Annotated in this window: 16 protein-coding genes; 5 read left to right on the top strand and 11 right to left on the bottom strand. The window is 37.7% G+C overall.

The features are described 5' to 3' along the window. The first annotated feature begins 17 nt into the window (after positions 1 to 17). Positions 18 to 1,229 carry a bifunctional 3,4-dihydroxy-2-butanone-4-phosphate synthase/GTP cyclohydrolase II gene (locus ACZZZC_RS20485; protein WP_056851522.1) on the top strand — a complete coding sequence of 404 codons (1,212 nt, stop codon included), beginning with the start codon at positions 18 to 20 and terminating at the stop codon, positions 1,227 to 1,229. Positions 1,230 to 1,326: 97 nt separating this feature from the next. Here ACZZZC_RS20485 and ACZZZC_RS20480 read toward each other — a convergent pair whose 3' ends face one another. After that, complete coding sequence (locus ACZZZC_RS20480; protein WP_463488068.1) at positions 1,327 to 5,694, bottom strand: translocation/assembly module TamB domain-containing protein; 4,368 nt, start codon at positions 5,692 to 5,694, stop codon at positions 1,327 to 1,329. Between the two features lie 152 nt (positions 5,695 to 5,846). Between ACZZZC_RS20480 and tsaD the strand changes: the two genes are divergently transcribed. After that, positions 5,847 to 6,848, top strand: a complete 1,002-nt coding sequence (gene tsaD / locus ACZZZC_RS20475) for a tRNA (adenosine(37)-N6)-threonylcarbamoyltransferase complex transferase subunit TsaD (protein ID WP_463488067.1) — start codon at positions 5,847 to 5,849, stop codon at positions 6,846 to 6,848. A 145-nt stretch (positions 6,849 to 6,993) separates the two neighbouring features. After that, positions 6,994 to 7,191, top strand: coding sequence for a hypothetical protein (locus tag ACZZZC_RS20470; RefSeq protein ID WP_463488066.1), 198 nt, complete (start codon positions 6,994 to 6,996; stop codon positions 7,189 to 7,191). 81 nt (positions 7,192 to 7,272) lie between these two features. Here ACZZZC_RS20470 and recA read toward each other — a convergent pair whose 3' ends face one another. The 5 genes from recA to ACZZZC_RS20445 all read right to left on the bottom strand — a co-directional run bounded on the left by recA (position 7,273) and on the right by ACZZZC_RS20445 (position 11,426). Continuing rightward, a complete protein-coding gene (gene recA, locus ACZZZC_RS20465) occupies positions 7,273 to 8,286 on the bottom strand; it encodes a recombinase RecA (protein ID WP_056094982.1) in 1,014 nt (337 codons plus the stop codon). Positions 8,287 to 8,419: 133 nt separating this feature from the next. Further along, positions 8,420 to 9,085: an endonuclease III gene (gene nth / locus ACZZZC_RS20460; protein WP_463488065.1), complete on the bottom strand. Its 666-nt coding sequence runs from the start codon at positions 9,083 to 9,085 to the stop codon at positions 8,420 to 8,422. A gap of 43 nt (positions 9,086 to 9,128) precedes the next feature. Beyond that, a complete protein-coding gene (locus tag ACZZZC_RS20455) occupies positions 9,129 to 10,316 on the bottom strand; it encodes an MFS transporter (RefSeq protein ID WP_463488064.1) in 1,188 nt (395 codons plus the stop codon). Between the two features lie 243 nt (positions 10,317 to 10,559). After that, positions 10,560 to 10,754 (bottom strand): hypothetical protein, encoded by a 195-nt coding sequence (locus ACZZZC_RS20450; protein ID WP_056851528.1) that lies wholly within the window; start codon positions 10,752 to 10,754, stop codon positions 10,560 to 10,562. 87 nt (positions 10,755 to 10,841) lie between these two features. Then, positions 10,842 to 11,426, bottom strand: coding sequence for an RNA polymerase sigma factor (locus ACZZZC_RS20445; protein ID WP_463488063.1), 585 nt, complete (start codon positions 11,424 to 11,426; stop codon positions 10,842 to 10,844). A gap of 258 nt (positions 11,427 to 11,684) precedes the next feature. Between ACZZZC_RS20445 and uvrA the strand changes: the two genes are divergently transcribed. Both uvrA and ACZZZC_RS20435 read left to right on the top strand, forming a co-directional pair. Continuing rightward, complete coding sequence (gene uvrA, locus ACZZZC_RS20440) at positions 11,685 to 14,498, top strand: excinuclease ABC subunit UvrA (protein ID WP_463488062.1); 2,814 nt, start codon at positions 11,685 to 11,687, stop codon at positions 14,496 to 14,498. 8 nt (positions 14,499 to 14,506) lie between these two features. Continuing rightward, on the top strand, positions 14,507 to 15,160 hold the full coding sequence (locus tag ACZZZC_RS20435) for a LysE family transporter (RefSeq protein WP_463488061.1): 654 nt from the start codon (positions 14,507 to 14,509) through the stop codon (positions 15,158 to 15,160). Between the two features lie 412 nt (positions 15,161 to 15,572). On the opposite strand, the gene ACZZZC_RS20430 is transcribed toward ACZZZC_RS20435, so the two are convergent. From ACZZZC_RS20430 to truB, 5 genes are all read right to left on the bottom strand, one after another. Beyond that, positions 15,573 to 16,607 (bottom strand): DUF2157 domain-containing protein, encoded by a 1,035-nt coding sequence (locus ACZZZC_RS20430; protein ID WP_463488060.1) that lies wholly within the window; start codon positions 16,605 to 16,607, stop codon positions 15,573 to 15,575. A gap of 122 nt (positions 16,608 to 16,729) precedes the next feature. Continuing rightward, positions 16,730 to 18,943: a cation:proton antiporter domain-containing protein gene (locus ACZZZC_RS20425; RefSeq protein ID WP_463488059.1), complete on the bottom strand. Its 2,214-nt coding sequence runs from the start codon at positions 18,941 to 18,943 to the stop codon at positions 16,730 to 16,732. A gap of 456 nt (positions 18,944 to 19,399) precedes the next feature. Beyond that, positions 19,400 to 20,410, bottom strand: coding sequence for a bifunctional riboflavin kinase/FAD synthetase (locus ACZZZC_RS20420; RefSeq protein ID WP_463488058.1), 1,011 nt, complete (start codon positions 20,408 to 20,410; stop codon positions 19,400 to 19,402). 131 nt (positions 20,411 to 20,541) lie between these two features. Continuing rightward, a complete protein-coding gene (locus ACZZZC_RS20415) occupies positions 20,542 to 21,402 on the bottom strand; it encodes a YitT family protein (protein WP_463488057.1) in 861 nt (286 codons plus the stop codon). Then, entirely contained in the window at positions 21,399 to 22,130 is a 732-nt protein-coding gene (gene truB / locus ACZZZC_RS20410; RefSeq protein WP_463488056.1) for a tRNA pseudouridine(55) synthase TruB, read from the bottom strand. Before truB ends, ACZZZC_RS20415 begins: the two co-directional genes overlap by 4 nt. Positions 22,131 to 22,135: the final 5 nt, after the last annotated feature.

Genomic DNA, 22,135 nt, shown 5'->3' with positions numbered 1-22,135 from the left:
TATATGCTTTTATACAAATGCAAACAAAATTAAACACCATAGAAGAGGCGATAGCCGACATCAAAGCTGGTAAAGTGATCATCGTTGTAGATGATGAAAATAGAGAAAACGAAGGTGACTTTTTAACCGCAGCAGAGAATGCCACGCCAGAAGTGATCAACTTTATGGCAACCTATGGGCGAGGTTTAATTTGCGCTCCGCTCACTGAAGAGCGTTGTAAAGAATTAAAACTTGATTTAATGGTGGGCAAAAATACCGCCGCTTACGAAACTAATTTTACAGTATCGGTAGATTTAGTTGGTCATGGTTGTACCACAGGGATTTCTGCCAGCGACAGATCAAAAACCATGTTGGCACTTGTTAACCCTAAAACCGATCCGGAAGAATTGGGTAGACCAGGACATATTTTTCCTTTAATAGCTAAAGATGGTGGGGTAATTCGCCGTGCTGGTCATACTGAAGCCGCAGTCGATTTAGCCCGCCTTGCCGGGATGAAGCCTGCGGGTTTGTTGGTAGAGATTTTGAAAGAAGATGGCGAAATGGCCAGACTTCCGGATTTAATGAAAATCGCCGAGCAGCATCAGTTAAAAATTATCTCAATAGAAGATTTAATTGCTTATCGTTTAAATATTGATAGTTTAATCAAGAAAGAAGTTACTATTGATTTACCTACAGCGTGGGGCGATTTTAAAATGAGTGCTTATACGCAATTGGACAATGGTGCTACACATTTGGCCATATCAAAAGGTGAATGGGGCCCTGATGAACCGATTCTGGCTCGTGTCCATAGTTCATGTGTTACTGGTGATATTTTTGGTTCTTGTAGATGCGATTGCGGACCTCAGTTGCACAAAGCTTTGGAAATGATCCAAAAGGAAGGCAAAGGAATCGTGGTTTATATGAATCAAGAAGGTAGAGGTATTGGACTCATAAACAAACTTCGCTCTTACAATCTACAGGATGCAGGTTTTGATACGGTTGAGGCCAATATTAAATTGGGTTTCAAAGGCGATGAACGAGATTATGGCGTTGGTGCTCAAATTTTAAGATCAGAGGGTGTAACTAAAATGCGCTTAATGACTAACAACCCTACAAAGAGAGCTGGGCTAATCGGCTATGGCCTCGAAGCAGTAGAAAACATTCCAATCGAAATTGAAAGTAATGTTCACAATGAGCGCTATTTGAAAACAAAAAGAGATAAAATGGGTCATTCTATCATGAAAGGATAGGTTGATTTTTGGTTGGCAATTTTCAGTTAATAAAATTGCCAACTATCATTTAAATTCTGCAGTTGTTAGTAACTTAATAAAAACTCCTACCGAAAACCTACCTCCGCTGATTCCCCTTACTTTGATTAATAATCGCTTCTTTATTAATTGATTTATTCGTTTTAACAGGCGATTCACTTTGCTTTCTTTTCAAGTTTCTGCGGTAAGCTCCGGTAATCTTTTGAATAAACTCTTTAAACGTATCAAACTGTTGGGTGTAAACTAAACCAAATGAGGTTACGTTCCTATTTTGATCAATACCAGGATTAGCAAAGATACTTTGGATAGTTGGTGGTTTATTGGCCACTTTACCCAACAAGCTTCCATCTTTTCTGATTAAAAATAAACCTTCAACCTCGCCGCCAACATTGCTTCTGTTAAAATCGATAATGGTAAAATCATTTAAGCTATTTCGATCTACAATACCAGCATTGATAATTAAACGGTCGTTAAAAAGTTTAACAGATGCGCTGGCTTCACTTAATGAACGTACGTTAAGATCGACAAAGTTTAAGTTTAATGAAGAAAGCACATTGTTAAATTGATTAAACACCAACTCGGTCGCCGTACTTGTGGCGGTTGAGCTCAATTGGTTTCCGATAGATTCTCCACCATTTCCTGGAGCAAAACTTCTTCTAATAATTAAACTGAAAGCTTGTAAGTTTAAATTATTTTGATCACTAAAATAAGTTTGAAGTTCTTCTTTAATTGCGGGTTGCGCAGGAAAAAAGATATCCAGTTTAATATCTGGCTGTAACAGCAATCCTGTTAAACCCATTTCCACTTCTGTGTTTACACGCTGGTTAGCATTACTGCTGGCATCTCTATTCGCAGCTTTAAATAATTCGTTCAAGTTCGCCCGTAAGGCGTAAACGGCCTTTAAATTGATTTGCGCTGCGGTCGGGTTACCCGTCCATCGTATCGTACCTCCCTGCCTGATCTCAAATTTCTTGTTAATTACTTCTTGAGCCGTGAAGTCAAAACTTCCCGTTTCAATGATATAATCACCAGACATTTCAAAATCACCTAAGCTATTGATGTTTAGGTTTAACTCGGCATTACCTTTGCCACTCAAATTGCCAAGCGTTGTATAAATATTTGCTGTTGTATTCGGGTCGATAGTAAGCTTAAATGTTAACGTTAAGCCATCGAAATTGGTGGTTTTCTTTACCACCTTACTCGAATCTCTACTGATGAAATTAATAAAATCTTTATCCGAAACCGTTTCCGAACTATTTAGTGGAAGATTGAAAACTGTACCCTTTTCAGTTTTGGCTTTTATATCGATCTTCATTTTACTGGTAGGACCAGTAAACTTAAACACACCTGTTCCATAGGCTTTTCCGAAATAAACTGAATTGTCTTTTGAAGTGGTGTTTAAAGCCATCAAACTGTTTGCATTCACCGTTACATTCAATGTAGGATCATCGAGGTTATTGAGGTCTACTGTACCTCTCGCAGTTGCTTCATGGCCCTCCAGATCGGCCAATACAAAACCATCTGATGATTCGCCATCTAATAGGACAACACTGTTTTCTATCTTTACCTCATCAGTAATTACATAAGTAGTTTTAAGGTAATTCACCATCAACTGCCCCTTATCAAAAGCTACACTGCCATTAATTTCAGGTTTATCTAATTTTCCCTTAACGGTTAGGTCGGCAGAAATATCACCTTTAAGATTAGAAACGAGTTGTTTCACAAATGGCTCTAGAATCGTTAATTTGCTGTCGTTCATTCTAACATTCAAATCAATCAGTTTCTCTTTTAAATCAACATTTCCGGTGAGTTTAAAAGTTTCTGAATCCTCGGCCATGATGCGGGTGAAGACGTTTACTTTATTGCTTTGATTATCGAAAGATGATGTATCGGTAAGGGTTCCAATATAAATATCATTGAAGGTAAGCGAATCGATTTTGAGGTCATCGTTTACTTTTGGAGCTTTCAGAATGCCGTACAGATTAGTTGTTCCATTCACATTTCCGCTTAGTTTTACACCGAAACCCTTAGTAAAAGGATTCAGCGTTTTCAAATTAAAATTTTTAAAACCTACCGCGAGCAGATCTTTTTGATCCTCGGAAATTAAACCATCAATAGTTAATTGTTGAATTCCGTTCGTCAGATCGAAGTTACTGATCAAAGTTTTGCCATTATTTAACGCGATGCGTACTTTCTCCTGAATGCGCCATTCTTCACTATTTATTTTTAATATCGATGGTAAAATACTTAGGCGTGCAACAGTATCCTGATTTTTAGTAAACTCTACCAAGCCATTCAGATCGAGCTGGTTAGCTTCATCAGAATTGGACATTTTTACGTTGAATGAAAGACTATCATTCCGAAGAATATTTGAAATATTTACATCTTTAATGAATAAACTATCATTCAGCTGAACACGGTCTGAAGTAACGATCAGTTGCAACTGTTCTTTGGTCGTATTTTCATCCAGAATGATATTATTTACTACAATGCCATTGTATTTCAATTTCCTTACAAAACCGTTTAAGGTAGCGGTATTATTTCGCGAGTCAAAGTCTCCAATAAGCGTGGCACCTTCCTCCATTTCCAAACCAGGCGAAATAAACTGAGCTAATGGCTCAAATTTTTTCACCTGTAAGTTAAACTTGAATATTTGATTTTTGAATTTGAAAATATCAGCCCTAAGCGAGGGAACGTATGTTTTGGCGATGGCTTTGTAGTAGGACACGATGGAGTTTAAATCGTATTCACCGCGAATACTTGCATCTAAAATATCAGATCTGATATCCAATGTCCGATCTACTCCTGTACCCTTCGCCATCAATTGAAGTGAATCGACATTATAAATTCCCTTCGGATTTTGCAACCTAATCTCCTGGATAAGCAAGCTGCCTTCAATATTGTTTAGGTTTGTTCCTGAAAAATTTGTGCTAAACTTTGCGTCAACCAACAACGAATCTTTTAAAAGCTTTAATGCTTTTAACCTTGCCCTGGTGATGGTGGCGTTAAAGGCAAATACCGGAAGTTTCGGATTTAAGTTTACACCTCCATCAAAAAGAAGTTTCACATTTTTATCGTTGATACTTAATTTCCCATCGAAATTTTTCTTCTCAAAAGTTCCGTCAATTTTAACGTTTCTATATCGATAATTGTTAAAGTCAATGTATTCAACATCTCCGCTAAGTTTTTCGGTTAGTTCCTTTAATTCAGTACCTCTTCCTTTTACATACAGTGATGAACTAATTCGGCCCAAACTCTTCTCATCTAACAAATTGCCGATATTAAAATCAAACGTTTTAACATTACCTGTATAAGAGGGAACATCATTTTTGTCGATTTTCATATTCACATCAGAAACAATTCTGCCTAACTTCGTCTTAAACTCCCCGTAAGCAATAAAGTCGTTCTGAAAACCAGTAAAATTTCCATTGAAATTGATATTGCCGAATTTGCTTACGATAATTGGAATCATCGGTTTTTTGTTTCCTGTGATTCCAGCTAATACTTCATCTAAATCTTTTTTATTCGTACCAGCCATTTCGATCTTTAAATCCATAAAGGTTTCTTTCCATCTCGGAAGACCTTTAAGGATAAAATCGCCTTTAATGTGCGTAGCTTTTCCTGATCGAATGGAAAGTTTTTTGGCTCTCAGGTTATTTACCAATCCAGTAATCTGGCCATCTATATCAAGTTCAATTTTCATTGAATTTAACTCAGGAGCAAAAAAAGCAACATCTTTGGAGGAAAGATGACTTTCTTTGAAAATGGCTTTCATCCGTACGCTATCTACATAGTGGTTAAAGTCCCGATAGCTTTTAAACTTCATTTGATAGTAATCGGTTAAGCGGCTATTTTCGGTTACCAATAACAGTTTCTTTAGTTCTATCGCGTTACTATCGATAGTTGTTTCAGCAGTTAAATTTTTTAGATAGAAGCCACTTCTTTCGCGAAGGGTTAAATTTTTGATATTGGTTTTAACCAGATGGTTTTTGGTGTCTAGTCCTTCAAATATTCCGCTTAAATCCTTAACATCAACATTATCGAAATTTACATTTTTACCTTGAACAGTATCTTTCGCGGCAAAGTTCTTGTATCTAAAAGCAAATTTATTTAAAATCACCCGACCTATATTGATATCATAAGGTTTACTTTTCGGTTTCTTTACAGTAGGTTTACCAGAATCGAAATAGTTAATAATGAAATCGAGATTAGAAGACTTATCTTTGAAATCCTTTAGGAAAAATTGGCCATTATTGACTTGAATGGTATTGATATCAATAATCTTTTTGTCGATTGAAAATTGATTAATATCAACCATGAACTCTGGAGTGCTCAACAAGGTGTCTTTCTGAAGATCGAGAACAAGCAAATCTTCCAATACGATAGATTTGAAAGGTTTGATGTAAAGGCTTTTAATTGATACCTTAGTATTGAGCTCTTTTGACAAATATGCCGCTGCTTTTTGGGCAATATAAGTTTGGACAGGCTTAAACTGTAGTGAAAAAATAATAAGCGCCAGCAGCAAAATTATTGATGCAATTACCCAAAGGAGTATTTTAAATAGTTTTTTAATAATTTTGCAGCTTAAAAATAAATAATTTGTCTGTTATACTTGCTATCGAATCTTCTTGCGATGACACTTCAGTCGCTATATGTAACAACGGCAAAATTACGGCCAATGTTATTGCAAACCAAACAATTCATGAAAATTATGGTGGTGTAATCCCTGAATTAGCATCTAGGGTACATCAACAAAATATTGTGCCTACCATTGAGCAAGCTTTAAAAAATGCACAGGTTACAAAACAGGACATTAGTGCTGTTGCTTTTACGCAAGGTCCGGGCCTTTTGGGTTCACTTTTGGTAGGTGTTTCATTTGCAAAATCATTTGCATTGGGTTTAAATATACCCTTAATTTCTGTCAATCACATGCATGCGCACATATTGGCGCATTTTATTGATGAGCCAAAACCCAATTTCCCTTTCTTGTGTCTTACCGTTTCTGGTGGGCATACACAAATTGTATTGGTGAAAGATTATTTCGATATGGAAATTGTGGGTGAAACGTTGGATGATGCGGCGGGGGAGGCCTTCGATAAAACGGCCAAAATTTTGCAGCTGCCTTATCCTGGTGGTCCTTTAATTGATAAACATGCTAAAAACGGAAATCCGAAAGCGTATAAATTTGCCGAGCCCCAGATAGCTGATTTAAATTTTAGCTTCAGCGGTTTCAAAACCTCCATTCTTTATTTCATCAGAAAGCAAGAGATAGAGAATCCCAATTTTATTACCGAAAATTTGGATGATATTTGTGCATCTGTTCAACATAGCATTGTTCAGATATTGTTGAACAAGCTTAAAAAAGCAGCAAAGCAATTTAATATTAATGAGATTGCAATAGCTGGTGGTGTTTCTGCAAACTCTGGATTAAGAGATGGCTTGCAGCAAACAGCTGATGAACTGAGCTGGAAGGTTTATATTCCTGCATTTCAATATTGTACTGATAATGCCGGAATGATTGCTATTGCCGGATACCAAAAGTTTTTGGTTAACGACTTTGTTGGCCAAGAGGTATCGCCCAAAGCGAGAATGGAATTTTAAGACGATGATTACACAGATTATTTGATTACACGGATGTAGTTTTTAATAAATATTTTAAGATTGAAATTTTTTTTTGCTTTATCCTTAAATCGTGCAAATCCTAATCTAACTATTTGACTTTATACTTTTAACTTTATACTTTTTTATGACTGGAGCATCATTAATATTTTGGATTGTTTGTGCGGTACCGCTTATCGGGTTGTTATATTATTTGATCAGAAAAGATAAGAATAAATTAAGCGGAAGTTGGGGGATAATTATTTTAGGTGCTTTGGTAATTGCTGCCTTGTTGGTAATTGTTTACGTAACAAAAGATTTTAACGCAGTTTTTAGCCAGGGTTAAAACTATTGCCATGAAATCATAAAAAAGCGCTTTGCCAGATTTTGTCTAACAAAGCGCTTCTTATGTTTTTGAGTATCGAAATTATTTTTCTTCCAATTTATCGCCAGTTACTTCGGCTTTAATTTTAATTTCCAATTCTTCTGCTAATTCTGGGTTATCGCTCAAAAGCTGCTTCACGGCATCTCTACCTTGACCCAATTTAGTATCTCCGTACGAGTACCAAGAACCTGCTTTCTTGATGATGCCAAAATCAACACCTAAGTCTACAATTTCGCCATTTTTCGAAATACCTTCACCAAACATCACATCAAATTCTGCAATACGGAAAGGCGGTGCTACCTTGTTTTTAACAATTTTAACCTTAACACGGTTACCAGAAACCTCATCAGAATCTTTAATTTGAGAAATACGGCGAATATCTAAACGTACTGAAGCATAAAACTTTAACGCGTTACCACCGGTAGTTGTCTCGGGGTTACCGAACATCACACCGATTTTATCACGTAATTGGTTGATGAAAATACAGCAACAGCCGGTTTTTGAAATGGTACCAGTTAACTTACGTAATGCCTGACTCATCAGACGGGCATGCAAGCCCATTTTACTGTCACCCATTTCGCCTTCAATTTCACTTTTTGGAACTAATGCAGCAACGGAGTCAATCACGATTACATCAATTGCTCCCGAGCGAATCAGGTTATCAGCAATTTCTAATGCCTGCTCGCCATTGTCTGGTTGAGAAATTAACAGGTTATCCGTATCTACGCCAAGTTTTTTAGCATAAAACTGGTCGAATGCATGTTCTGCATCAATAAAAGCAGCTATTCCACCTTTTTTCTGCGCTTCTGCAATGATATGAGTGGCCAAAGTCGTTTTACCAGACGATTCCGGGCCATAAATTTCGATTACTCTTCCCTTCGGAATACCACCAATGCCTAAAGCAATATCTAAACTGATTGATCCTGTAGAAATAAAATCTATAGGTTCAATAGCCGTATCGCCAAGTTTCATTATGGTACCTTTACCATATGATTTTTCTAATTTATCTAAAGTAAGCTGTAGAGCTTTTAATTTGTCGGGGTTTGCGCTTGCCATTTTCTTGTAATTTGATTTCGTAAATATAATTGAATTATGAGCTAATATGCGTGTAATGTTTATAACTATTTACTAAAATATTTAGCTAAGTTAATTGTTTTTTAGCTAATGTCAATAGTAATTAAAAAATAATTTAAGCTTCATGCTTTTCCCGCTCATTTTTCGCCGTCAGGCGTTCAAAATATCTGCACATGTAGGTAATTTCACAAACATCACATTTCGGACTTCGGGCCACGCAAACATAACGGCCGTGAAGAATTAGCCAATGGTGCGCAATATGTATATCATGTTGAGGAAGATGTTTAACCAAGTCTTTTTCTACTGCCAGAGGCGTTTTGCCATTAGTTAATCCCAATCTGTTGGCTACCCGAAAAACATGTGTATCTACAGCCATTGCCGGTGCATTATAAATTACCGATGCAATTACATTGGCAGTTTTACGTCCAACTCCCGGCATTTTTTGTAAATCATCTATTCCCGAAGGAACAACATCATTAAATTCATTTACCAGAATATTGGCCATACCTACAAGATGTTTGGCTTTGTTATTTGGATAGCTGATACTTCTGATGTAATCAAATACAATATCTGGAGTGGCTTCAGCTAGTGTTTTCGCATTCGGAAATCGTTGAAAAAGGGCGGGGGTAACTATATTTACCCGCTTATCAGTGCACTGAGCCGAAAGAATTACGGCAACCAGAAGCTGATAAGGATTATTATAATGTAGTTCGGTTTCTGCATCGGGCTGCTTTGCTGAAAAGTGCTCTACAAAAAGTTTATAACGTTCTTTCTTTAGCATGAGCAAATATAGAAATTGATCCTTTTACTCGTGAGCCAAAAGATTAATGCATCATGGCGTATTTTTCTTTCGATGAAGCAACACCTTTTGTGGCTTTGCTTTTGATTAGCCAAATGGCGAAAAATGCACCGACCAGAGCCATTGCTGCACCAACATACGCCGGGGAGGTGTAGTCAAACCCGTAAACCAAAGGTAAGCCGCCAAAGAAAGCACCCAATGCATTCCCAATGTTAAAACTGGCTTGACTCGCCGAAGCGGCCAGCATTTCAGATCCCTTGGCCGATTGTATCATCAACATCTGGATTGGCGCAGCAAGAGCAAAAGCAACGGCCCCTGTTATAAAAGTCATTATTAAAGCCAGGGGTTGACTAAACGAGATATAATGTACAATAGTTAAAGTTACAGCCATAGCCAGAAGTAACGCAGCCGAAGCTTTAGCAGGAGAAAACTTATCGGCTAATATTCCTCCAATGTAATTTCCAACCAGCATGCCTACGCCAGCGAGCATTAATATATACGTTACCGCATCGGCAGAAAAGCCAGCTACATCTGTCATTAAAGGGACAATGTAGCTGTACCAGGTAAATAAGCCGCCTGTACCAATTGAGATCATCATGATAATAATCCATGCTTCCCTCTTCTTGAAAAAACTTAATTCAGCTTTTAAATCTCTGTTCTTGGCAGCTTCTAATGCAGGCAGCCAAAGTTTTAAGCTTAATAAAGTAACCAAACCCACCACCACCACAACGGCAAATGAAATTCGCCAGGAAAAGTTATGGCCTATAAAAGTACCCAGCGGAACACCTAAGATATTTGCAATGGTTAAACCCATAAACATTAACGAAACCGCCTGAGCCGCTTTACCTTTTTCGGCAATTCTACTTGCAACTACTGATCCTACACCAAAAAATGCCCCATGTGGCAAGCCAGAAAGCAATCTGGCAATAAACAAAGTGTCGAAAGTTGGTGCAAAAGCGGAGAATGCATTAAAGGCAGTGAACATGATCATTAAAGCCATTAATATTTTTTTAGGTGGATATTTCCCGGCAATCATTATTAATAGGGGCGCACCAATCACTACTCCTAAGGCATAGGCAGAAATCAAATGTCCGGCTTGTGGAATGGTAACTTTTAGGTCTTTTGCAATATCTGGTAGTAAACCCATCATCACAAACTCTGTTATGCCAATGCCTAATCCTCCTAGGGTGAGTGGTAGTAAGTTCTTATTCATACCTGTGCTTAGTGTTAAAATTACACTATGTAAAGGTAGGTGTTTTTGAGTTAATGAAATGTAAAAAAGAAAAGGGGAGTTTGGGAATGGAAAATGGAGGCTGGGAATAGGGAATAGAAAATAGTGAATAAGGAAATGGAAAATAGACTGTAAGTTAAGTGAAGAAAGAATAAAAAATTTGTTAAAATTACTGCTAAAAAAAAGCTGCCTTTTATGAAAGGCAGCTTTAGGCTGGTGTAAAATTTACTTCGATTTGCTGTATGCTAAAATCTTGTTGATGGTTTCATCTTGAGGATTTTTAGCCAGACGATCTAATTTACTTTTGATTTGATCGTAAAATAAGTCGATTTCCGCGTCAGATTCAATATCAGTTTTAGGCTGAAACATACTGTGGGTTGGTAAATTTACATTGTTTTTTGATGTAGAGGTTTTTGTCATAAGCAACTAAATGTGATAAGTTTATAAACTTAACGATAGTTCAGATGCTTTATTTCGAGCCCTAAAATTTTTAATGTAACTTTTTTATTACCCTTTGTGGGTCATCTCTTTAGTTTTAAGCATTTTGCGCAAGTTGCTTAATGCATAACGCATCCGTCCAAGGGCAGTATTAATGCTAACATCTGTCAAATCAGCTATTTCTTTGAAACTCAAATCTGCATAGTGGCGCATCAAAAGCACTTCTTTTTGCTCATCAGGCAGTAAATGAATCATCTCTTTCAAATCTTTATGGGTTTGATCGCGTAACATTTTTTCCTCTGCACTTTCGTCATAAAAGTGTAGCATATTAAATACATCCATCCCATCCGAACTCGTAATGATTGGAGTTCTTTTTTCTTTTCTGAAATAATCAATTACTAAATTATGGGCAATGCGCATTACCCAAGGCAGAAACTTGCCCTCCTCATTATATCTTCCCGAACGAAGCGTATTAATTACTTTTATAAAAGCATCTTGAAAAATATCTTCTGCTAAATATTGGTCTTTTACCAATAAGTAGATGGAAGTATAAATTTTACTTTTATGCCTTCTTAAAAGTTCTTGTAGCCCATTCTCATCCCCTGCAATGTATAACTTTACAAGGTCTTGGTCACTGTATGATTGTAAATTCATAGGTTTACCTACACTAAATCCCGTACTGTTTGCTAAAAATTAATTTGTAGAAGTTTAATTTCTATAGCGTCTCTCCTATGTTTTTTAGATTGTGTTAGTTTGGTTCTGAGGTTGTTAATATTCAAAGAAAGTTATTTTTTTATCAAAAAACAAAAAATAAAATGTTAAAAAATAAATTAACCGCATCAGTACCTTATTTTTGTATGTTTTAAAAACCCAACAGTATTCTATGGGTTATATTTAAAATCATAACCATACATGAGCAAAAAAGAAGCCGAAAAAGATCCGCATAAAAATATTATTATAAAAGGTGCTCGTGTGCACAACCTGAAAAACATTGATGTTGCCATACCTAAAAATAAATTGGTTGTAGTAACTGGCATGTCTGGTTCGGGAAAATCTTCTCTGGCTTTCGATACTTTATACGCAGAAGGCCAACGCCGATATGTAGAAAGTTTGTCTTCTTATGCTCGTCAGTTTATGGGTAGGATGAATAAACCTGATGTAGATTATATTAAGGGTATTGCTCCGGCCATTGCCATTGAGCAAAAGGTCATTACTTCTAATCCTCGATCTACAGTGGGTACCTCCACAGAAATATACGATTATTTGAAACTTCTTTTTTCGAGGATAGGGAAAACGATTTCTCCGATTTCGGGAAAGGAAGTGAAAAAAGATTCGGTTAGTACCGTGGTTGATTATGTAAGCGCTTTGCCTGAAGATACCACCGTAACAATTTTTTGCCCTTTATACCCGCATAACAACCGCACGATAAAAGAAGAACTTGCTATTTTATTGCAAAAGGGATTTTTACGGGTACTTATTGAAGATAAAATTTTAAAAATTGAATCTGTATTAGATGATGCTGATTTCAAAGATGCTGAATTAACCGATGATAAAACGGTTCAGATTTTAATTGATAGAATAGTTGCTAATCAGGAAGAAGAAACTTTAAGCCGCTTAGCCGATTCTGTTCAAACTGCCTTTTTTGAAGGTAAGGGTGATTGTTATGTTGAGGCTGATGGTAAAACCAAGCATTTCAGCGATCGCTTCGAGCTCGACGGAATGAAGTTCGAGGAGCCAACGCCAAACTTTTTCTCTTTTAATAATCCTTATGGTGCATGTAAACGCTGTGAAGGTTATGGAAACGTAATTGGTATTGATGAAGATCTGGTGATTCCAGATAAGAGCAAAAGCGTTTTTGATAATGCCATAGCGCCATGGAGAGGAGAGAAGATGAGTGTTTGGTTGCAGAACTTTATCAAAGCTTCTTCAAAATTCGATTTCCCCATACATCGTCCTTTCAGTCAGCTAACTGAGAAAGAGCAACGTTTACTGTGGACGGGCAATAAATATTTTGCTGGCCTTGATGCTTTTTTTAAAGAGCTGGAAGAGCAGACCTATAAAATTCAATACCGGGTAATGTTGTCTCGCTACCGCGGGAAAACCACTTGCCCAGAATGTAAAGGATCTCGATTGCGCAAGGATGCATCTTATGTAAAGATTGCAGAAAAATCGATTATCGATGTGGTTTTAATGCCCTTAGCGAAAGCTTTAGTTTTCTTTAACGAGTTGAAATTAAATGCAACTGATGCTAAGGTGGCTAAACGTTTACTAGCCGAGATTGATAACCGGTTTCTGTATTTAAATAATGTTGGTTTAGGTTATTTAACCTTAAATCGCTTATCAAATACCTTATCAGGAGGAGAATCGCAAAGAATCAATTTGGCAACTTCTTTGGGAAGTAGCTTAGTTGGTTCTATTTATGTTTTGGATGAGCCAAGTATTGGTTTGCATCCACGAGATACAAATAAACTGATTGAAGTATTAATTTCTTTGCGCAATGTCGGCAATACTGTTTTAGTTGTGGAGCATGAAGAAGAAATGATGCGGGCTGCCGATTATATTATTGACATCGGTCCGGAGGCGGGAACACACGGGGGTAACCTTGTTTTTAGCGGGAATTACGAAGAAATATTAAAAGATAAAAACAGTTTAACCGGACGCTATTTATCGGGGGTAGAAAAAATTGCCATCCCAGAAAAGCGCCGGAAGTGGAAAGATCATATCCTTATAAAAGGTGCAAGAGAAAACAACCTTCAAAACATCGATGTTAAATTTCCTTTGGGTGTTTTTACTGCGGTTAGTGGGGTTTCAGGGTCGGGTAAAACCAGTTTGGTCAAAAAGATTTTATATCCCGCTTTGCAGAAAGCCATTGGAAATTATGCTGGCGAACAAACCGGAGCTTACGATGGGATTTTTGGTAATTATGATTTGATCAGCGCCGTAGAAATGGTCGATCAAAACCCAATTGGCCGTTCAAGCCGATCTAACCCGGTAACGTATGTAAAAGCCTGGGATGATATCCGTGCTTTATTTTCTGGTTTGGCATCGGCAAAAGCAGCTGGATTAAAGCCAGCAGCATTTTCTTTCAATGTAGAAGGTGGCCGTTGCGATGTTTGCCAGGGTGAGGGTGAGGTGAAAATCGAAATGCAATTCATGGCAGATATTTATTTGCCATGCGAGGCTTGCGGAGGAAAACGTTTTAAGCAGCAGGTGTTAGACGTAGTTTATAAAGAGAAAAATGTTTCGGAGATTCTCGATATGACTATCGATGAAGCGGTGGATTTCTTTAAAGATGAACCTAAAATTCTGAATAAATTAAACCCTTTGGTTGATGTTGGTTTGGGTTACGTTCATTTAGGCCAATCATCTAATACCTTATCAGGTGGTGAAGCCCAGCGAATTAAACTGGCTTCGTTTCTAATTAAAGGAAATAACGCCAGCAAAACACTATTCATATTTGATGAGCCCACTACGGGTTTACACTTCCACGATATCAAAAAGCTATTGAAGGCTTTAAATACGTTGATTGAGCAGGGAAATACTATTCTGGTGATTGAGCACAATATGGATATGATTAAGTGTGCCGATTGGGTGATCGATATCGGTCCGGAAGGTGGAGATGGTGGAGGTAAAGTTGTTCTTGAGGGTATCCCTGAAGATTTGGTGAAAGAAAAGACTTCTTACACAGGAAAATATTTAGCATCGCATTTGAATTTAAATCCATAATTTCGGCAATGCTTTTTCTCACCTTTTTAATAGGCATTCTTCTCAACGCCATGGGGTATATCCCTCCTGGTAATATCAACCTCACGGTTGCGCAACTTGCCATTAATAAAGGTATGCGCCAGGTTTGGTATTTCATCCTTTCTTTCTCTTGCGTAGAGGTGTTTTTTACATTTGGAATGATGCGTTTTGCCCGCTGGGCAATGAGCGACATCAATCCTAATGAGGCCGTGAGTGAAGTTAGGTTAGGCACATTAGTAGATTGCTTTATGATTTTGATGTTTATTACCATGGGCACAATCACATGGGTAAACAGAAAAAAAGTACCTATTACCAGCAATAAAAAAGAGGATAAACGTAGTGGTAGCGTACTTTACGGATTAATATTAGGTGTTTTAAATCCAGTACAGATTCCTTTTTGGTTATTTTTTGGCAACTATGTAATCTTGCACGAATGGATTGAGACCGATTACCTTTCGCTGATTATTTTTAGCTTAGGTTCTGGTGTAGGTTCTGCAGTAGCATTATATGTTTATGCGCATTTTGCCACTTTTATTCAGGAAAAATTTGCGCTAAGCAGCCTGATCATCAATAAATCGATCGCCATATTTTTATACGTGCTGGCCGCTTATTTGGTGATCAAACAGTTGGTAATTTTGTTGTAAAAGAAACTATTCCAGTATGAAGTTAGCCGTAGTTATTTGGAGGTTCTCAGGATTTCCTTCAGTTTAAATTTAAATATTTAGAAATGAAAGCGCTGTTTTAATGGCGGCTTTCAGTCCCGCCAAACACTTTACTTCACTGCGTTCCGTGTTCGTTTATGTCGGGTTTAAATACAACGTTTGTGCATAAAACCACCAAAACAGTTCTGAAATAAGTTAAATAGCCCCGACATAACGAAAATCCTTTTGATTGCTCGAAACTTTCATCTTCCCCAAACTTAAATCAAAGATTGACCGCCTGCGGTAGACAGGTAGTATGGGAGGGACCACGTTGACCCAGGTATCACAGTCTTTGCGCTGCAAAATATCTAAAAAGCCGTAGAATTGGTTTTGTGAGTATAACCCGTGTTCATTCCTATTTCAGAAACTCAACATTCCAAATTTTCTCGGCCTTCCTGCCGATTAACCAAAAAGATGCTGCAAGTACCGAAAAGAACAACGCTTTATGCCAGCTATCCCAGAAGTATTCGAAGTAACGGGTGTAGAGGTTTATAAACAAAAAGGTGATCCCGAATTCACGGGCAATATCATCATGATATTTTAAGCCAAATAGGGTGCTTGCCACACAAACTATTGCCGAAATTAATGCCCAATAAAATAAGCTTAATTGCCTTACCGAATACCATTCTTCTAAACTGGCAAAATTCCCGAAAACGGATAATGCCCAAAGTGAGACAAATAAGTAAACCATTCCGGCAATGTAAGTTGCCTGGAAGAAATGTTGTGTTTTGGGTACTGCTTTCATAATGAACGAAGCTGCCGTTAAACCCGCTCCAAAAACAACGAAGCGCAAAGGATAATTCATCCCCAGGAAATAATAATTCCAACGGCTTAAATAACCTGTTTCTGTTCCGAACCAGGCGCCTAAAGAGATTAGTGCGAAAAACCAGATGAGCCGGGAATTGAAAAAGTACCCTAACCCCCCATAAATGAAAACGGAGATTAAGATTAAAATTGAAAAATTTCCGGAACCATTGTCCATTGCCTTTCCGAAATAGGCAATTGCATTTGCCGTAAGTAATATTGCTGAAAATACGATGGCCTCATTGCTAAACTTTAAATGAGCCACTTTCTTTTTTCTTCTAAATCCTAGCATGTAAAGCCAGGCAGCCAAACCTCCTGAAACAATTGCAATAACAATATTCGGTGTGTTGTAAACCCTTTTAAGATAGTTGAGGATGGAATTATCTATTAATAATGAACCGAGTGCGATAAACCCGCAAGCAAGGGCAACCCAAAAAGCATACTGAGCTAAACGCAACCAATCGAAATTTTTAGCCTCATAGCTTTTGCGAAGTTTGCTACCAGTGTCTTCAGTAATTAAGCCAGTGGTTTGCCACTGTTCAATCAGGTCATCTAAAAATTCACTCTTTTCTCTATCAACTTTCATAGGTTAGGTTATACACGAATATATAAAAAAGTCCTCAGTATGGAGTCGGCAGTCTGAAGCAAAAAAAATAATATCGTAAATAATCAACTATGCTCTAAACTAAAACTGTTGACTTGGGATTATTATATTACCTCCTTAATTTTCTTATTGTTCCCCACGATCCAAATGACGTCTCCCTTATCAAATATGAAATCGGATGAAGGATTTAAGATGCGTTCGGTACCCCGTTCAATGCCAACAATTAATGCTTGTGCTTTTTCACGGATGCCAGCATTTCGAATGCTTAAGCCATACACCGGTGAATCGGTATTGACAACCACTTTCTGCAGTGTCATTTCCTTATCGGGGAAAGATTTTTCTTCTTCATGATGCGGTATATCCACATCAAGGAGTGCCTTTACTGAGGCGAGCTGATCATCAGCTCCAATCAGCAATAAATTATCATTCGGGTAAAGTCTCTCATCGCGGCCAGGCGTTGGAATGTTGTTTCTACCACGTTCAATTAAGGCAATATTTACCCCATACTTTTCCCTAATCATTAGTTCTGAAAGCGTTTTTCCAACCACATCCGATTCTGGTGATACCTTAATTTCGGTTAAGTGGGTATCCCAAGGTAAAATATCAGGCTTTTGGTTTTCTCTGGCATTCAAATTTAGCATGAAACGTTTTTCCAGCTTGTTGTAGAAGGATTGAAGTTTTCGCGAAAATATGACCATCATTAACACAATTAAAGCTAATGCAATTCCAGCGGCGACCCATGTATCGAAAAATTCATACATCAAAAACCCGACAAAAAATATTCCCAGTGCAATTCTAAATACTTCGATTGCAATTAATGGTCCACGGGTATATTTCTTGTTTAACCACAAATGAGAATAAGCCGTTTTCTGTATCCTTCTGATGGATAATGCCCATAAAAAAGGAGCCATTAGAATGAACGATGCAACTAAACTAATGATAGTAGATTTTAGACCATTAACCACGTTTTTAGCGATAAACGGTTGCACATATCGCGAAGCTAAAAAGATCACGGCAATGATAATTACCGAGTGGATAATGGTGTTAAACGCATAACTGCGCAGTAGGATTTTCCAGTCACTTAAAGTGGTGATTCCAGCCGTACTGGAACTGTACCTTGATATCCCATCAATCCATTTCTTTGGCAATATTCTGGTTAGGAACTGATAAAAAGGTTCTGATAATTTAATGAGATACGGTGTTGTGAACGTAGTAATTGCTGATGCGGCTACGGCGATAGGATAGAGAAAATCGCTGGTTACTTTAAGCGTAAGGCCTAAAGTGGCAATTATAAAAGAAAACTCTCCAATTTGCGCCAAACTCATTCCGGCCTGTACCGATGTTTTGAGCGGCTGACCAGATAATAATGCGCCAAGACTTGAGCTTAGAAACTTACCCAAAATGGTAGCCAGGGTTACGATAACAATTGGCAAAGCATAATCCACCAGAATTTTTGGATCAATGAGCATGCCTACAGATACAAAAAACACCGCTGCGAATAAATCTTTAACTGATTTTGTGAGATGCTCTATTTTCTCTGCCTGTGTTGTTTCTGCTAAAATTGAGCCCATAATAAAGGCCCCTAAAGCTGGAGAAAAGCCCACTTTAACTGCAAGCAAAACCATGATTAAGCAAAGTGCCAATGAAACTACTAGCATCGTTTCATCATTCATTAATTTTCTGGTGGCCTTTAAAAATGTTGGAATGAGGAAGATTCCGCCTAAAAACCAAAGCACCAGGAAAAATGCAAGTTTTAAAATTGAAATGAGCATTTCGCTTCCTGCAAATTGCTGGCTTACTGCTAAGGTTGATAATAACACCAACAATAAAATGGCCACTAAATCTTCTACAATCAGCACACCGAAAACTAAACCAGCAAACTTTTTGTGCTTTACACCGAGTTCTTCAAATGCCCTGATAATAATTGTGGTTGATGAAACAGAAAGTATACCGCCTAAAAATATACTGTCCATCGTTTTCCAGCCCATTAACTTGCCGGCGGCGAAACCAATGAGCAACATAAAAACAACTTCTACAACAGCTGTAATGGAAGCCGAGCCGCCAACCTTTACCAGTTTTTTGAAACTGAATTCTAACCCCAAACTAAACAGCAAGAATATTACTCCAATTTCTCCCCAAATGTTGATACTTTTTGTATCAGTTACTGAAGGAAAAAAATCGAGATGTGGGCCAACCAATAGTCCCGCCAGGATGTAACCTAGTACTAAGGGTTGTTTTATTTTTTTAAATATGAGCGTTGTTATTCCTGCTGCGGCGAGTATTAATCCTAAATCGGCTATTAAGTCTGGTAAATGCATTGATAATGATGGTAATTTAAAATTTAAATAAATTGGACTTTCGGTTTTTACGAATTGCCAACTTAATTACCAAAATACATGTTTTGGGTAAAGCATTTTAAACGAATACCAATAATTTTGCCTGATAGTTTGTACTATTTTTTTGGAAATAGAAAAATAAAACTTCAAAAAAATAGTAGTGAAAAATAACAGCGATAGTATGCCGGTGAAATTTTGATGCTGGTAATTGTTGAGGAGATCCTTTTCAATACTTTCGTTTTCCATTGCCGTTTGCTGATGGAATTTAACCTGACTATGATAAGGCTGAAAACTTGTAGGCGTGGATTTAATTACAGCATAACCTGTTTTTATTTGTGATGCGGCACTCACAAAACAACAAGGTATACAAAAGAATATGATGATGTAAAAAAGCCTCATTGCCGCTAATATAACGAATTGAGGCCTTTTTTGGAGGAATTATTTTTTTAAATGTGTTGCAGATGATGCAAAAAATGCGAGTGTAGCTTCTTTGTCTTGATGAAGTTGTAATGTTAATGCTTCAAGCCCTGTAAACTTTACATCGTGGCGTAAAAATTTAAGGAAGTTCATTTTGATATCCTGTCCGTAAATTTCCTGATCGAAATCAAAGATATTGACCTCGATATTTCTGGTCATTCCATTTATGGTGGGCCGCTGGCCGATGTAAGCCATTCCTTTGAAAGTCCGAAGTCTGGAGTCCGAAGTCCGGAGTCTGCTTTCTGAATCTACACTTCCTTCTTCAAACTCCTCACTTATTTCTACTGTAACTGCATAGATTCCATCTCCAGGAATAAGTTTGTAGGTTTCCTCTACAAATAGGTTTGCTGTTGGAAAGCCTATCGTTCTGCCAATTTTATCGCCTTTAATTACTCTGCCGAAAATTGAAAATGGATAACCTAAGTAATCGGCGGCTAAGCTTACATCACCGGCTAAAAGTGCCTGGCGGATTTTAGTCGAACTCACTGCAACATCGTGAATATCCTGCTCTTTAATTTCTTCTACCGTAAAACCGAAATGGATGCCTGCAGCTTTTAAGTCAGTTAGATTACCAGACCGGTCTTTTCCAAAGCGATGATCGTATCCAATTATAATGTGTTTGGTTCCGATGTTTTCAACTAGTGTATTTGTGATGTATTCATCAGGCGTTTGATTCGAAAAATCTCTGGTAAAAGGGGTAATAATTAAATGATCTACACCTAAACTTCTCAAAATTTCTGCTTTCTCGTTGATGGTGTTAATCATTTTCAGATCCTGGTTTTCAGGATCAATAATCATTCTTGGATGCGGAAAAAAGGTTAAAATAACACTTTCACCCTTGTCGGCTTTGGCTTTGGCAACCAATTGTTTGATGATTTTTTGATGGCCGAAATGTACCCCATCAAAAGTGCCAATGGTAACTACGGCATTATCCAGTTTTTGAAAGTCTGAAAGGTTGTGGTATATTTTCAATGGGAATGTTTTATGGTTATGGGTTTTGCATGAGGGATGGAAGCGGTATACCCCGATTTTACATCGGGGATTTAGCGTACAGCCCGGCCCCTTGCGCAGCTTGGGGGCATGCCCTAATTATTATTTATATTTTAATGTAATGCATGGCGTTTTACTACACCGCCCTTTAAATCGGCAATTTGTTGCTGAATAACGAACGCATCTGCATCGATTTGTCTGATAGCCGATTGTAATTTGCTCATTTCTAACTTCGTTACTACGGTAAAAATGATATCGAGATCTTTCTTTTCGCCATAGCCGCCTTCGCCTTTGTAAATGGTAACACCACGTTTCATATCGTTAATAATATAGGCCTTAATTTCTTCCTGATGTTCGGAGATAATGGTAACGCCGGTGTACTGTTCCAAACCATTTACAATAAAATCAATCGTGCTTGATGCAGAGAGGTAGGTTAAAATGGCATAAAGCGCAGTTTCGATGTTGAGGAAATAAGCGGCAAATGCAAAGATAATGATGTTTAAAATCAGGATAATATTGCCGACCGTTAAAATGCTGTTTTTACTGATGTAAAGCGCCAAAACTTCTGTACCATCGATTACGCAACCGCCTCTCATAGCCAAACCAATTCCTCCGCCTAGAAACAAACCACCAAAAAATGCAATCAATAATTTATCGTGAGTAATGGGTTGGAAAGGAACTACAATCAATGCTACGGCCAATGTTGCAATGGCAATAGCTGTTTTAATGGCAAAAGCTTTGCCTATTTGTTTGTAGCCTAAAATTACGAAAGGAATGTTAATGATGGCAATGAGGTAAGATAAATTCCATTTGGTTAAGGTGCTTACCAACAGTGAAATACCAGTGACGCCGCCATCAATAAATTCGTTTGGCATTAAAAAGCTTTTCAAACCAAAACAGGCTGAAGTTACACCAGCAACAATTAAAAAGAATTCTTTTACAAATCTAGTGTTTCGATTTTTAATGTTGTTCATAGTTGAGGTTCGGTTTTTGGCTCTTCCTTCTTACTGCGAATATAATTAACGAGTTCTAAAACCTCAAATGAATCGGAAAGCAAAAAGTTTCCACTACGGGTACGCGTGAGTTTTGATAAATAGGCGCCATTGTTGAGTTGTTTCCCGAAATCGGAAACGAGTGAACGGATGTACGTTCCTTTACTGCAAACGATTCTGAAATCTACTTCTGGCAGTTCGATACGGGTAATTTCAAACTCAGGAACGGTTACAAAACGCTTTCGCAATTCTACCTCTTCGCCTAATCTTGCTTTTACGTATAAACGTTCGCCATTAACTTTTACCGCTGAATGTGCTGGCGGATATTGTTCTATATCGCCAATAAATGGTTTACAGGCTGCATAAATTTGCTCTTTGGTGATTTGACTGATATCGAAAGTTTCATCAACCTCCGTTTCCATATCGAAAGAAGGGGTGGTGGCACCTAAAATCATGGTGCCGGTATATTCTTTTTCTTCTGCCTGAAAGGTATCTATTTGCTTGGTTAATTTGCCAGTGCAGATAATGAGCAGGCCTGTAGCTAATGGATCTAAAGTGCCGGCATGGCCAACTTTAAGTTTTAGAGGCTTTAAAGAATTACGAATCTTGCCAACCACATCAAAGGATGTCCACTTGTATGGCTTATTTATTAGAAGCAGTTCGCCTTCTGCAAAATTGAAATCTTTAAACTTTGAATTTTCTGTACTCACAAATC

It is taken from the genome of Pedobacter sp. AC212 (genome assembly GCF_979258625.1).
This window is presented reverse-complemented; position numbering and strand designations above follow the sequence as displayed.